Source organism: Synechococcus sp. BA-124 BA4, from assembly GCF_034931165.1.
Map to the genome: position 1 here is coordinate 1 of NZ_JAYGIA010000115.1, position 13,599 is coordinate 13,599.

Genomic DNA, 13,599 nt, shown 5'->3' on the forward strand with positions numbered 1-13,599 from the left:
GCTTCAGCCAGCAGCCACCAGGCCAGACCGGCGGCTCCGATGACCGCCCCGGCGACGGCACTGGCCAGGATGGGACTGACGGGGGATTCGCGTTCGGCCATGGGTCTCGATCCTCCAAACCCCTGATGGGGGAAGCCTAGAACCGCTCCGCCATCCGAAGGGCGTTCGCAATCACGGTGAGGCCGGGCGACACCATCGGGCAACTGGGAAAGACGCTGGCATCGGCGATGGTCAGGTTGGCCAGGCCATGGACGCGGCCGTCGCGATCGACCACCGAGTGGGCCGGATCGTCGCCCATGCGGCAGGTGCCGCAGGCATGACCGATCACCGCCAGGGGAGCCTCGCCGCGGGGGTAGAAGGGGGCCTGGCGCACCTGGGGAGTGAGCGGATCGGCGTCGACCGCCTTGAGCACGGAGAGCCAGCGGTAGACGAGGCGGTCGTGGGCTTCGAGGTTGTTGGCCCTGTACTGGATGCTCAGCCGCTCCCCGCGCAGCTCGATACGGTTCCCGGGATCGGGCAGCACCGGACTCATCGCCCACCAGCAGATCGAGCGCACCGCCAGCTGCTCCAGAGCCAGGTTGGGCAGGAGCCGGGTGATCAGCGAGAGCACCGGCGGTGACTCGGCGAACTGGGCGTCCTGCAGCACTCCGCCGCCGGTTTCGATGTGACCGAGCGGAAAGCTGACGTTCTGATCACCCCAGACATAGTCGTTGACCCCCAGGCTGCGGGGGAAGCGGCCGCTGTGGGGCTCGCGGGCCAGCTGCAGGATGGCGGTGAGCTGGGGTTTCATCAGGTGGCGGCCCACCTGGCTGGAGCCATTGGCCAGACCGTCGGGATGGAGTGTGCTGCGGGAGCGCAGCAGCAGCGCCGGGGTGTTGACCGCACCGGCGGCCAGCACCACCTGGTCGCCGCGGAACATCCAGCGCTGGCCGCCGATCTCGGCTTCCACCCCCTTCACCTCGCGGCCACTGGGATCCACGTGCAGCTGGATGACGCGGGCGTTGCTGATCAGGCGGGTGGTGCGATGGGCGAGGGCCGGCTGCACCCCGAACAGCTCCGCGTCGCCGCTGGGATCGTCGAGCTGCTCCGACCAGCTCAGCGGCAGGTCGTAGGGGTGGCTGCCCTGGCGCTGCAGACCCTGGCGCAGGGGCTCGAAGAGCGGATCCAGCGGCAGCGGGGCGTGGGGATAGGGGCTGCTGCGCGGGGGTTCCTGGGGGTCGACCCCGGCTCGGCCATGGACGCGGTAGAGCGCCTCGGCCCGTTCGTACCAGGGGGCCAGTTCGTCGTAGCTGAGGGGCCAGGCGGGGGCCACCCCCTCCTGCAGAGGCAGACCCTCGAACTCGCGCGGCCACATGCGCTCGAGCACCCCGCCCCAGATCTTGGTGTTTCCGCCCAGGGCATAGATGGTCTGGGGAGAGAAGGGATCGCCATCCGGGCCAAACCAATCGTCGCCGGGGTGATAGCGGTCCTTGCGGAACAGATCGACGCTGGCCACGTTCTGATCGGCCAGGTCCATGACTCCGCCCCGCTCCAGCAGCAGCACCGAGCGGCCCCTGGCCGCGAGGGCCCCGGCCAGGGTGCCGCCGGCGGCGCCGGAGCCGATCACGATCACCTCGTGGTGCTGGTCGTCGAGGATCATGACCAGGCGTAGAGAAGGAGAAAGAGCATCACCCAGATCACATCCACGAAGTGCCAGAACAGGGAAGTGGCGATCACCCCCTGCTCACCGGCGGCGTAGTTGGCCGGGCGGAAGGAGCGCTGCAGCATCAGGGCCATCAGCAGGATGCCGCTGAGCACGTGCAGGCCATGGAAGCCGGTGAGCAGGTAGAAGCAGCTGCCGAAACTGCCGCTGGTGATGCCGAACGCCAGTGAACGCCATTCGCTCGCCTGGCCGTAGAGAAACACCGCCCCCATGGCCATGCTCAGCAACCAGAAGGAACGGAACCCCCAGAGCTGTCCCCTGGAGAGGCAGCGCTCGGCCAGAGCCACCGTGCCGCTGCTGGAGACCAGCACCACCGTGTACAGAAGGGGGCTGCGCCACTCCAGACCCTCCACCCCGGGCGGCAGCCACTGCAGGGCTGAGAGCTTCAGCAACGCATAGCCGCTGAAGAACGCCAGAAAGATGACGCTCTCGGAGCAGAGAAAGATGATGAAGCCGGTAAGGCTGTGGTTGGCGTAAGCCACGTCATGACCCTGGGGGGTCGGGGCGTCATCGAGGGGAGGGCTGATGGTCATGGCTCAGGCCTGCAGAAGGGAGCGCTCGATCTCGGCCTGGTGTTCCACCAGTGGCCGGCCGGTGCCATAGCCGTAGGGGCCACTGATCACGGTGGGCACGTGCTCCTCGAAGTTCTCAGCCGGAGGAGGTGAAGGAAGCAGCCACTCCAGGCCGATGGCCGTCCAGGGATTGGCCGGAGACTTCGGCCCCCGCACCCAGGAGCTCACCAGGTTGAGCAGGAAGGGAATGATGGAAACCCCCAGCAGGAAGGCACCGAGGCTGGCGATCACGTTCCAGAAGGCGAACTCCGGGTCGTAGGAGGACACCCTGCGGGGCATGCCCATCAGACCGAGGGGATGCATCGGAAAGAAATTGAGGTTGGTGCCGATGAAGGTAAGCAGAAAATGGAGCTTTCCAAGACCCTCATAGTACATGTGGCCGGTGAACTTCGGGAACCAGTGATAGATTGCGGCGTAGACTCCCATGGTGGCCGCTCCATAAATCACGTAGTGGAAATGACCCACCACGAAATAGGTGTTGTTCACGTGGATATCCACAGGCACCGTAGCCAGCATGATGCCGGTGACGCCTGCGAAAACAAAATTGAACAGCCCGCCGAGGGCGAACAGCATCGCCGTGTTCAGGCGTAACTTCCCGCCCCACAGAGTGGCCAGCCAGGCGAACACTTTGATGCCGGTGGGCACCGCGATCAGCATGGTGGTCACCATGAAGACATCGCGCATCCACTGGGGAACACCGCTGGGGAACATGTGGTGCACCCAGACGATCAGGCTGAGACCGACGATCACCAGGGAGGCCCCGGCCACGAAGGGATAGCCGAACAGGGGCTTGCGTGCATAGACCGGGAACAGTTCGGAGAACACACCGAACACCGGCAGGATGATCACATAGACGGCGGGGTGGGAATAGAACCAGAAGAAGTGCTGATAGAGCACCGGATCACCGCCTCCCTCAGGGCGGTAGAAGGAGGTGCCCACCACCAGATCGAACAGCAGCATCACGGCTCCCCCCGTGAGGGCGGGCAGGCCGATCAGCTGAATCGTCTGTGCCGAGAGAGCCGTCCAGCAGAAGATCGGCATCCGGCCCAGGGACATGCCAGGGGCGCGCAGGCGCAGGATCGTGGTCACGACGTTGACCGCGCCCATGATCGAGGAGATGCCCGAGAGGGCCACGGCCAGAATCCAGAGGGCCTCTCCGTTGATCAGATGCCCGAGGGGGTTCTGCAGGCTCACCGGCGGATAGGACCACCAGCCGGAGGAGGCGGGGCCGCCGGGAACCAGGAAGCTGGCCATCAGGATCACCCCGAACACCGGCACCATCCAGAAGGCGGCGGCATTGAGCTTGGGGAAGGCCATGTCCGGGGCGCCGATCATGCACGGGATCAGCAGGTTGTTGAGCCCATTGAGCACCGGGAAGATGAACAGGAAGAGCATGATCGTCCCGTGCATCGTGTAGAGGCCGTTGTACACGGTCCGATCCACCAGATCCGCCTCCGGTGTGATCAGCTCACCGCGCATGATCATCGCCAGGAGACCGCCCACCAGCAGGAAGAACAGAGCAGTGGCGATGTACTGGATGCCGATCACCTTGGCATCGGTGTTGAAGCTGAAGAAGCGCTTCCAGTTGTCCGGGGCACCGGGCACCGGATGGGGTGCCCTGAGGATGCGCGAGTCGACGCCGGCGGTGGAGGTCATGGGATCAGCCGTCGTGGGGAAGGGTGTTGGAGCCGGGCACATTCACCAGAGGCGGCGGGGCCGGCTCGACGGTGGCGTAGCCGCTGGAGCGCTCGCCGCTGCGCTGCTGGGCGTATTCACGGGCGGCATCGCTGAGGCCGGGCTGGAGCGGCAGGCGGGAGGCACGACGCAGCCACTCCTGGTAGGCCTCTTCGCTCTCCACCACCACATCGGCCTGGTTGGCGGCGAACCAGGTGCCGCTGTACTCGGAGTCGCGCAGGCGGTAGCGGCCCTCGCGGGTGGGCGTGAGGAAGAGGGTGATCGAGCGGCCGGGGATCACCTGCTGCTTGAGACGAAAGGCCGGCACGTAGAAGCCGTGGATCACGTCCCTGCTCTCCAGCTGGAGGCCGAGGCGCCGTCCGAGCGGCAGGTGCAGCTCGGTGGAGGAGACCCCCGCCACCGGGTAGCGGAACTCCCACGACCACTGCCTGGCGATCACCTGCACCTCCCCGCCGGGAGGTGGTGCGGCACTGGCGGAGCTGGCCAGGGCAGGACCATGGTCATGGTCCATGGGGCCGATCAGACCGATCTCGCGGTTCACCTGGATCGTGTAGGCAGCGATCCCCATCACCAGCAGCAGCGGGATCACGGTCCAGATGATCTCGAGGGTGGTGTTGCCCTCGATCGGCTCCGCATCACTCATGTCGTACTTCTCGGCCCGGTTGAAGAGCACGACCCAGGCCATCACCGACACCACTCCCACGAACACGAAGGTGGCGACGGCCGTCTCGAAACCGAAGAGGCCATCCACCAGCGGGGCCGCCGAGGAGGCCTGCACCGGCAGCCAGCGGGGCACCTGAGCACCCATCCAGACACTCAGCAGGATGAGCAGCACCAGCCAGAGAGCCAGGCCGATCACACGGGTGAGGGGGAAACGTTGTGGGGTACTGGTCATGGCAGGGCCTCCCGCAGACTGGCGCCCTCGCCCAGAAGCTGGCTGGCGGTGACATGGACGCCGAACTCAACCCCCAGCTGGGCGCCGAGGGTGCCGTGCCAGGCCATCAGCGCGAACACCAGCAGTCCCACCAGCAGGTAACTCCACTGCACCTGGCGTCCCATCTCCCAGCGCCAGCGGTAGCGCTGGACTCCACGCCAGAGCGTCATCAGCACGATCGAGAACAGCAGGCCCACGCCCACAGCCCCATGCCAGAGCATGGTGGCGGTGCTGCCCATGCCGAAGCTGCTGGTGACACCGGGGAGCGGATCGGCCAGCTGCATCTCCACGAAACCCGCCGCCACGGTGAAGAAGCTGATCAGGCAACAGGCCAGCAGGTTGTACCAGCCCACGTCATGCAGTCCGGCCCGGGTCACCGGCAGGGCCAGGAAACGGAACAGTCGCTTCTCGAAAGGGAAGAGCGCTCCGGCGATGTCGAAGGCGATGGCAATCACGAACAGACCGATCGTGAGATGCACCAGGTTGGGGTGAATCGGCAGCCGGTAGGGCAGATCATTGGCTCCAAGCTCCATCACACCAGACCTGCGCGCATCGCCTCCACCACCTTGACGGTGTGCAGGCCGTAGACCCAGATCAACTGATTGCCGAGCAGCACCTGAACCACCACCAAGGCACTGAGCAGGCTGCCCGCCCCGAGAAAGGCCAGGGGCAGCTGCAGAGGATCCCGGCTGCGGATCACATAGCGCCAGGCGGTGAGCACCGAGAGCACTCCGGCCAGAACCCAGCCAAGGGTGCTGTGCAGGTTGAGGATGTCGCGCGAGGCGCCATAGGGATTGGCCAGACCCGCCTCCACCTGGCCGAAGATGATCGCGATGAAAATCGACACCGTGGCGAAGAGCAGGTTCCAGAAGCTCACCTCGTACAAGGCGGGTTTTCCCGCCAGGCGACCGATCAGATCGAAGACGAAGGCGATCAGGGCCATCGCGATCACGAAGTGGACCACGATCGGGTGGATCGTGTCGATCCAGGGGAGGTTGCGGTCGTTGAGGGGAGGAAGAAGCTCGAGCATGGGCGCCTGCCCGTCCTGCCGCTGCCTCCACCATGCAGCTCCGGCAGAAACGGGTGTCGGCCCAGTCAGCGAATCCCGATCGGATCGGATCAGCTACCTACGCTGAGCGCAGTCGAGCCCGTGCCATGTCGATCCCCGCCTCCCGACCCCTGCGCTGGCTGGCGGCTGGGCTGGTGCTGGCGGCGGCAGGCCTGGCCCTGGCTTTGCCGTTCGTTTCGGCCACCCTGCTCACGGTCGCGATCGGGGGGGTGGCCATCGCCAGTGGCCTGTCCCAGCTGATCCGGCTCACCGCTGCGGGCGACCTGCGCAACCGCGTGTTCCGCGGCCTGAGTGGGCTGCTCTACCTGGCGGGGGGGCTCTGGATCCTGATCAATCCGGTGGTCAGCGAAGTGAGCCTGACGCTGTTCGCCGGCCTGCTGCTGGCGGTCGAAGGGCTGATGGAGCTGGCCTCTGCCGCGGCGTCAGACACCCCCGCCAGAGGACTGGTGCTTGCCGATGGACTCGTGACCGCGGGCCTGGGCGTCCTGCTGATCGCCGAATGGCCGAGCGACAGTCTCTGGGCCATCGGCACCCTGCTGGGCATCGCGCTGGGCTTCTCCGCGTTCAATCTGCTGATGACCCCGCTCAACTCCGGCGACTGACCAGCCAGACGGCCCCCATCAGGGCCGCCAGCACCAGACTGATCTCGATCAGACCGCCGCTCCACATCCATTCCTGGAAGGTGAAGGTGGCCAGCGGAGGCACGGAACCGGCAACGGGAGCGCCAACGACGCCGGCAACAGCAAGGACAGAGGACACAGACCGGCGGCTTCGGGAACGTCCCAGTTTCACTCCCCTGCCAGAGCCGCTTCGGAGCGGCGCTGATCGACCGCCCCCAGCGTTCCACCACCGGGCAGGGCCTCCAGCGAGTGGGCCGCCCCCATCGCCGGGGCCATCCGCCAGCGGTGACCCATCGACTCCAGCAGCCGGAGAGTGTCGGGGCTGAAGCCCTCCTCCACGGCCAGCTCATCGGGGCGGTGCTGACTGTGGATCCGGCTGGCAGCCACTGCGGAGGCGAGGTTCAGCCCATGCTCCAGGCGGTTGAGCAGCACCTGCAGCACCGTGGTGATGATGCGGCTGCCGCCCGGGCTGCCGGTGGCCAGCAGGGGGCCACCGCCGGGGGTGAGCACCAGGGTGGGCGCCATCGAGCTCAGCGGTTGCTTGCGCGGCGCGATCGCGTTGGCCGCTCCCTGCACCAGGCCGAAGGCATTGGCAGCCCCGGGGCGGGCCGTGAAATCATCCATCTCGTTGTTGAGCAGGAAGCCGGCTCCCGGCACGCTCACCCCGTTGCCGTAGGGAAAGTTGAGGGTGGTGGTGGTGGCCACCATCGAGCCGTCACGGTCGATCACCGAGAGGTGGGTGGTGTTCGGACTTTCAGGGGCGCGACCAGCGGCCGGCGGATCGAGCTCGCCCGCCGGACGGTGGCGCCGGCCCTGGATGGTGCGGCGCAGGTCATCGGCATAGCTCTGGCTCAGCAACCGCTCCAGGGGCATCGCCACGAAGCGGGGGTCGCCCAGCCAGCGGTTGCGGTCGCGGTAGGCCAGGTTCATCGCCTCCGCCATCGGATGCAGGCTGGCGGCGCTGTTGTGCCCCAGGCCAGCCAGATCGAAGCCCTCCAGGATGTTGAGGAGCTGGATCAGGGTGACCCCACCGGAACTGGGCGGGGGCATGGCGATCACGGGATGGCCCCGCCAATCACCCACCAGAGGGGGCTGAAGGCGGGCCCGGTAGGAGCTGAGATCCACCGCACTGACCAGACCTCCCCGGCGGCGCATCAGCGCCACCAGCTCCCGAGCCACAGGCCCGCGGTAGAAGCCCTTCTCCCCCTCGGCGGCGATGCGCCGCAGGGTGGCGCCCAGCTGGGGCTGGCGCAGACGCTCGCCCGGGCGGTAAGGCGTGCCCTCCGGCCGGAAGAAGAGCCGAGCCGATTCGGGATCGGCCCGCAACAGGGGAGCCGCGGTCTCCAGGGAATCGGCCAGGGCCTTGCTCACCACCACCCCCTCCTCCGCCAGACGGATCGCGGGGGTGATCAGTCGCGCCAGGGGCAGGCGGCCGTAGTGGCGGTGAGCAAGCAGAAGCCCCGCCACCGTGCCGGGCACCCCGGTGCTGAGCAGGCTGCGGGTGGCCTTGAGGCGATCCACCGCACCGGAGGCATCGAGCAGCAGATCGGGACCGGCTGCCTGGGGTGCACTCTCGCGGAAGTTGATCGTCACCGCCCGGCCCTGGCCCACCACCACCTCCTGAGGCTGCGGCGGCCGCCCCCGGCTGAGCCGCTCCGGCCGCCAGAGGACGAGGAAACCGCCGCCACCCAGATTCCCCGCCTGGGGATGGGTGACCGCCAGGGCGAAAGAGGTGGCCACTGCCGCATCGACGGCATTACCCCCCGCCCGCAGCACGTCACGCCCCACCCGGGAGGCCTCCGCCTCCTGGCTGGCCACCATGCCCCCGGCCGACCAGATCGGCTGAAAGCGCTGGCTGGCCTCCTGGAGCACGTCGGCCTGCGCCACCAGCGGCAGCAGGGCCAGGCCGGCCGCCGTCAGCAGCCCCAGGGGGCGGAGGCGGAGCTCAGAGGCTGCCATACCCGCCACCTCCGGGGGTCTCGATCACCAGGGCATCACCAGCCGCCACCGCCAGTTGCACGGATCCGTCCAGCTCCAGTTCGCTGCCATCGGAGCGGATCAGCCGGTTTCGGCCCAGCGCCCCGGCCCCGCCGCCGGCGAGTCCGAAGGGGGGCGCCTGGCGAGAGCTCGAGAGGATCGCGGCGGTCATCGGCTCCAGGAAGCGCAGGTGCCGCACCACCCCGTCGCCGCCCGGCCAACGGCCGGCCCCACCACTGCCCCGGCGCAGGCTGAAGGATTCCAGGCGCACGGGAAAACGCTCTTCGAGGATTTCGGGATCGGTGAGGCGGGAGTTGGTCATGTGGCTCTGCACCGCCGAAGCGCCCGCAAAACCCTGGCCATCGAGACCGCGTCCGGCACCACATCCACCGCAGATCGTCTCGTAGTAGTGATGGCGCTCGTTCCCGAAGCTGAGGTTGTTCATGGTGCCCTGGGCCGCGGCCATCACCCCCAGGGCCGCGAACAGGGCATTGGCGATCGCCTGCGATGTTTCCACGTTGCCGGCGACCACGGCAGCATCAGGCCCCGGATGCAACAGGGACCCCGGAGGCACGATCAGCTCCAGCGGTCGGAAGCAGCCGGCATTGAGGGGCACGTCCTCCCCCACCAGGCAGCGGAACACGTAGAGCACCACCGCCCGGGTGATCGCCAGCGGGGCATTGCGGTTTCCCGTGTCCTGGGGGGAGGTGCCGCTGAAGTCGATCACGGCGCGGCGGCCCGGGTGATCGATACGCACCGTCACGTTGATGACCAGGCCGCCGTCGAGGGGCAGACGGAAGTGACCCGGCTCGAGCCGATCGATCACCCGCCGCACCGCCTCGGCACCGTTGTCCTGCACATGGGCCATGAAGGCCCGCACCACCCCCGCTCCCTCCCGGTCAGCCAGCCCCACCAGCAGGCGGGCCCCGAGCTGGTTCGCGGCCACCTGAGCCTGCAGATCGGCCAGCAGCTGATCCGGGTTGCGCACGGGCCAGGGCCCCGCCGCCAGCCGCCGCCGCCAGTCCCCCTCCAGCAGCGTGCCTCCGCGCAGCAGCGGCACGTTGTCGAGCAGGAGCCCCTCCTGCTCGAGCCGCCGGCTGAAGGGGGGCATCGATCCCGGTGTGATCCCGCCCACATCGGCGTGATGGCCACGGGACGCCACGAAGAACTCGGGGACGGAGTCGCATCCCGGCAGGAACACCGGAGTGATCACCGTGAGATCAGGCAGGTGGGTCCCGCCATGGGCAGGGTGGTTCGAGACGATCGCATCACCCGGTCGCAGGGGGGGATGCTCCCGCCGCCGGACCGCGTCCAGCAGGTCGGCGACGCTGGCCCCCATCGAGCCCAGATGCACTGGAATGTGGGGGGCATTGGCCACAAGCTCCCCTGCGGCGTCAAAGACGGCACAGGAGAAATCAAGACGCTCGCGGATGTTCACCGAGCGGGCGCTCTGCTGCAGCTGCACCCCCATCTGCTCGGCCACGGCCGAGAAGCGGTGGTTGAACAGCTCGAGGCTGACCGGATCCATCCCCTCCGCGCTGGTCGGTTCGGCCGATGCCGGCAGAGCCGGAGCGTCGCGGGTCACCAGAAGGCTGCCATCGGCCTGCAGGGCAGCCGACCAGACGGGGGCGAGCACGAGGGTGCCGGTGGACTCCACCACCAGAGCGGGGCCGACGAGCCGTGCTCCCCTGGGGAGTGCCTCGCGCCGGTGCAGAGGGACCTGGTGCCATCGCCCACCCCAGTGGAGGGGGATGAGGGGGTCCTCGCCCTGTCCGGCCGCAGCCTGAGGCGGTGGAGTACAGGTGTTCGGATCGGGTCCCGGGGCCACCAGCTCCACCAGCAGCCACTCCACCACGAGTGCGGGGTCCTCCGGCGCGTGGCCGAAGCGCTGACGGTGGGCCCGCTCGAATCCACGGCGCAGGCTCGGCGCCTCGGCCAGCGGAAGCGGCAGGGTCAGCTCACTGGCGGCGAGCCGCACCCCGACGCGGAACTCGGCGCGAAGCGCAGGTGCGTCGTCGACCCGGAAGCAACTGGGCTGGTCGAGCCCGCTCCAGGCACGGGATCCGTCCTCGACCAGCTCGGCAGCCCGCCGCCGCAGCCGAGCCACCAACGCCTCGTCGAGTGGTTCGCGCACCACCTCCTCCCGCAGCAGCCTCTGGTCGGCCAGGCCGATGCCATAGGCCGAAAGCACCCCGGCCAGAGGATGGAGCAGCAGCCGGCGGATGCCCAGCCGATCGGCGAGAGCGCAGGCGTGCTGTCCTCCGGCCCCGCCGTAGCAGACCAGCGTGGCACCGCGAAGATCATGTCCACGCTCGATCGAGATCCGCCGGATCGCTTCGGCCATCCGATCGTTCGCGATCGCCACGGCGCCCTCCGCCAGCGATTCGGGTGTGTTGGAGCGACCCGTCGCCCGGCTGACGCGCTCGGCCAGTTCGCGGAACATCCGCCCAACCCGCTCCGGATCGGGTCCCTGATCCCCGGACGGACCGAAGACCGCCGGAAAGGCGGCCGGCTGCAGGCGGCCCAGCAGCAGGTTGGCGTCGGTGATCGTCAGCGGTCCGCCGCGACGATAGCAGGCCGGCCCCGGATCCGCCCCGGCGGAGGCCGGCCCCACCTGCAGACGCTGCCCATCGAAATGGAGCACCGACCCACCTCCGGCGGCCACGGTGTGAATCGGCAGCATCTCCGCCTGCAGGGTGAGGCCGGCGATCTCGGTGTCCTCGCGGCGCTCCCAGACGCCCTCGGAGGCGTCGGGCCGTGCGTGAAAGACATCGGTGGAGGTGCCGCCCATGTCGAAACCGACAATCGGTGCGACTCCGCCGGCGAGCCTGACCGCGGCCACCATCCCGCCGGCCGGACCGGAGAGGATCGTGTCCTTGGCACGGAGCAGCTCCGGGGCGATCAGCCCCCCACTCGACTGCATCACGCGCAGGCGGCAGTGAGGACCGAGGTCGTCTCGCAACCGGTCGAGATAGGCCTCCAGCACCGGTGAGACGCAGGCCTCCACCACGGTGGTCTGGGCTCGTGACACCAGACGGGGCCGCAGGCCCACCCGATGGGAGAGCACCACGGGATCGAAACCGAAGGGCCGCAGCCAGTCGCCCAGCTGCTGTTCGTGGCGGGGGTGCCGTGTGCCATGGAGCAGGGCCACCGCGCAGCTGCTGAGGCCCTCGGCACGGGCCGTTCTCAGGGCGGTCTCCAGCTGGGCATCGAGCCGCAGAGGAAGAAGTTCGATGCCGTCGGCCGCCAGCCGCCCCTCCACCTCCAGCACACGCCGGTAGAGCGGGGCCGGACGCTGGATGTCCAGAGCGAAGATGTCGGGGCGATGCTGATCGCCGATCCAGAGGGCATCGGCGAAGCCCCGGGTGATCAGCAGCAGGGTGGGGGAGCCGCGATCCTCCAGCAGGGCGTTGGTGGCCACGGTGGTGCCGAGACGGACCTCGCTGACGGCCCCCGGCGGCAGGGGCTCGCCCGGGGAGACACCCAGCAACTCACGGATGGCGGCCACGGCCGGATCGCCCAGCAGCCCCTGCTGCTCCGAGAGCACCTTGCGCACCACCAGTTCACCAACGGGGCTACGCCCCACAAGGTCGGTGAACGTGCCGCCTCGGTCGATCCAGAAATGCCAGCCGGAGGACGGACGGGCGGACTTCCGGTTGCCGGGTTCTGCGACAGCTGGCCTATCGCGCTCCAGAGGACCTTCTGCCCAACGCAAGCCCGACGCTATTCGATCGATATGCAGAAGGAACCGCGAGCGGCGACGCGGAACACAACGCGACCCCCGCGCAGGCAGGGGACATGGGATGGAGAGGATCCAGCACAGGCTGAGACCCAGCAGGAATCAACGTGTCTCAGACAGCGATCTAACTGTTCTCTCTTTTGTACTGACCATAATTCGTTCCTTCATAACGAACGGAGGGATTGCCGAGACCACCACCTCCGTTCTTTGTGGCCTGGCCATAGTTCGTACCGCCAGATCTTGGCAGTTAGACTTCCGACGGGTTGTTAGTCAAGTTCGGGTTTCCGCCAGTGATGCTTTCCTCATCAGAAAAGGAAATCAGTTCGAAGAATTTCATGGCTGTTCATCCGATAAGGCGAAGGTGCCAAGAAGCTAGGTCCACTGAAGTGAGGCCTGATCACATCAATCCCATCTCAAGAATGACGCTCTGATCTGGCATCACCTGATCAGCAGAACCCAACCGTCTGACAACTCAAGCGTAGCTTCCGCCGATCCGCTGGCCGCCCATGCCCTGACCCCGAAAACACTCTTCACCGCGGCTCCACAGAACCAGGACAAGTAGAGAATGGGAATCATCATCAGCGGTAGTTCTCGAACTGAATCGGCACGTCCAGGTCTTCGGCCCGCAGCAGCTGGATCACCTGCTGGAGATCGTCCTTGTTCTTGCCGGTGACGCGCAGGCTCTCCCCCTGGATCGCCACGGTGACCTTCTTCACCTGGTCGCGCACGGTCTTGCTGAGCTTCTTGGCCAGCTCCTGGCTCAGCCCCTTGCGCAGCTTCACCACCTGCTGAATGCGGTTGCCACCCACGGGCTCGGCGGTCTGGAAATCAAAGATCTTCAGGGAGAGCTCCCGCTTGGTGGCCTTCTGGCGCAGCACATCAGCCACCGCCTCCAGGGTCATGTCGCTGGCGGTGGTGATGGTGATGCTCTCGTCATCCAGCTCGATCTCGGTCTTCGAGTCCTTGAGGTCGTAGCGCTGACCCACCTCGCGCCGGACCTGGTCCAGGGCATTCACCAGCTCCTGACGGTCGAAATCGGAGACCACATCGAAGGAGTAGGTATCGGCCATGGGCGGCGCCGGGCGGTGGAGGTTCAGCGAATCCTAGAAAAGGGGTTCCGCGCCCCCTCGACGATGCCCTCTGTCCTGACCGCCGCGGCCCCTGCCCTGGCCTGGTCCCTGCTGCTGTCGGGCGCCGTGGTGATCCTCAGCCTGGTGCCCCTGGGCGCCGGGCGAGCCAGCGCCGACTTCACCCCGGCTGATCTCGCCGCGCCCCGGGCGATGTTCGACCG

10 protein-coding genes are annotated in these 13,599 nt (G+C 67.7%); 1 reads left to right on the forward strand and 9 read right to left on the reverse strand.

What is annotated here, in order from left to right; genetic code table 11:
• Positions 1-136 precede the first annotated feature (136 nt).
• The 6 genes from VB734_RS13930 to VB734_RS13955 are packed head-to-tail and all read right to left on the reverse strand — an operon-like array spanning position 137 to position 5,933.
• Positions 137-1,639: a GMC oxidoreductase gene (locus VB734_RS13930; protein WP_197162982.1), complete on the reverse strand. Its 1,503-nt coding sequence runs from the start codon at positions 1,637-1,639 to the stop codon at positions 137-139.
• Complete coding sequence (locus VB734_RS13935) at positions 1,636-2,235, reverse strand: cytochrome c oxidase subunit 3 (protein WP_197162980.1); 600 nt, start codon at positions 2,233-2,235, stop codon at positions 1,636-1,638. The genes VB734_RS13930 and VB734_RS13935 overlap by 4 nt, the downstream gene beginning before the upstream one ends.
• 3 nt (positions 2,236-2,238) lie before the next feature.
• The gene (locus VB734_RS13940) at positions 2,239-3,930 is read right to left on the reverse strand and encodes a cytochrome c oxidase subunit I (protein ID WP_197162978.1); all 1,692 of its coding nucleotides are present in this window, start codon (positions 3,928-3,930) and stop codon (positions 2,239-2,241) included.
• Positions 3,931-3,934: 4 nt separating this feature from the next.
• Complete coding sequence (locus VB734_RS13945; RefSeq protein ID WP_197162976.1) at positions 3,935-4,864, reverse strand: cytochrome c oxidase subunit II; 930 nt, start codon at positions 4,862-4,864, stop codon at positions 3,935-3,937.
• A complete protein-coding gene (locus VB734_RS13950; RefSeq protein WP_197162974.1) occupies positions 4,861-5,436 on the reverse strand; it encodes a DUF2231 domain-containing protein in 576 nt (191 codons plus the stop codon). Before VB734_RS13950 ends, VB734_RS13945 begins: the two co-directional genes overlap by 4 nt.
• The gene (locus tag VB734_RS13955) at positions 5,436-5,933 is read right to left on the reverse strand and encodes a DUF2231 domain-containing protein (RefSeq protein ID WP_322781739.1); all 498 of its coding nucleotides are present in this window, start codon (positions 5,931-5,933) and stop codon (positions 5,436-5,438) included. The genes VB734_RS13950 and VB734_RS13955 overlap by 1 nt, the downstream gene beginning before the upstream one ends.
• A gap of 125 nt (positions 5,934-6,058) precedes the next feature.
• On the opposite strand from VB734_RS13955, the gene VB734_RS13960 reads away from it, so the two are divergent.
• The gene (locus VB734_RS13960; protein ID WP_197162970.1) at positions 6,059-6,574 is read left to right on the forward strand and encodes an HdeD family acid-resistance protein; all 516 of its coding nucleotides are present in this window, start codon (positions 6,059-6,061) and stop codon (positions 6,572-6,574) included.
• 186 nt (positions 6,575-6,760) lie between these two features.
• On the opposite strand, the gene ggt is transcribed toward VB734_RS13960, so the two are convergent.
• The 3 genes from ggt to VB734_RS13975 all read right to left on the reverse strand — a co-directional run bounded on the left by ggt (position 6,761) and on the right by VB734_RS13975 (position 13,378).
• A complete protein-coding gene (ggt, locus tag VB734_RS13965; protein WP_322781740.1) occupies positions 6,761-8,551 on the reverse strand; it encodes a gamma-glutamyltransferase in 1,791 nt (596 codons plus the stop codon).
• Complete coding sequence (locus VB734_RS13970; RefSeq protein WP_416223675.1) at positions 8,538-12,155, reverse strand: hydantoinase B/oxoprolinase family protein; 3,618 nt, start codon at positions 12,153-12,155, stop codon at positions 8,538-8,540. Before VB734_RS13970 ends, ggt begins: the two co-directional genes overlap by 14 nt.
• A 731-nt stretch (positions 12,156-12,886) precedes the next feature.
• Positions 12,887-13,378 carry a YajQ family cyclic di-GMP-binding protein gene (locus VB734_RS13975; protein WP_197162966.1) on the reverse strand — a complete coding sequence of 164 codons (492 nt, stop codon included), beginning with the start codon at positions 13,376-13,378 and terminating at the stop codon, positions 12,887-12,889.
• Positions 13,379-13,599: the final 221 nt, after the last annotated feature.

Excerpts from the sequence above, each read along its gene's own strand:
- VB734_RS13930 (WP_197162982.1), bottom strand. The coding sequence starts at position 1,639 with ATGATCCTCGACGACCAGCACCACGAGGTGATCGTGATCGGCTCCGGC.
- VB734_RS13935 (WP_197162980.1), bottom strand. The coding sequence starts at position 2,235 with ATGACCATCAGCCCTCCCCTCGATGACGCCCCGACCCCCCAGGGTCAT.
- VB734_RS13940 (WP_197162978.1), bottom strand. The coding sequence starts at position 3,930 with ATGACCTCCACCGCCGGCGTCGACTCGCGCATCCTCAGGGCACCCCAT.
- VB734_RS13945 (WP_197162976.1), bottom strand. The coding sequence starts at position 4,864 with ATGACCAGTACCCCACAACGTTTCCCCCTCACCCGTGTGATCGGCCTG.
- VB734_RS13950 (WP_197162974.1), bottom strand. The coding sequence starts at position 5,436 with ATGGAGCTTGGAGCCAATGATCTGCCCTACCGGCTGCCGATTCACCCC.
- VB734_RS13955 (WP_322781739.1), bottom strand. The coding sequence starts at position 5,933 with ATGCTCGAGCTTCTTCCTCCCCTCAACGACCGCAACCTCCCCTGGATC.
- VB734_RS13960 (WP_197162970.1), top strand. The coding sequence starts at position 6,059 with ATGTCGATCCCCGCCTCCCGACCCCTGCGCTGGCTGGCGGCTGGGCTG.
- ggt (WP_322781740.1), bottom strand. The coding sequence starts at position 8,551 with ATGGCAGCCTCTGAGCTCCGCCTCCGCCCCCTGGGGCTGCTGACGGCG.
- VB734_RS13975 (WP_197162966.1), bottom strand. The coding sequence starts at position 13,378 with ATGGCCGATACCTACTCCTTCGATGTGGTCTCCGATTTCGACCGTCAG.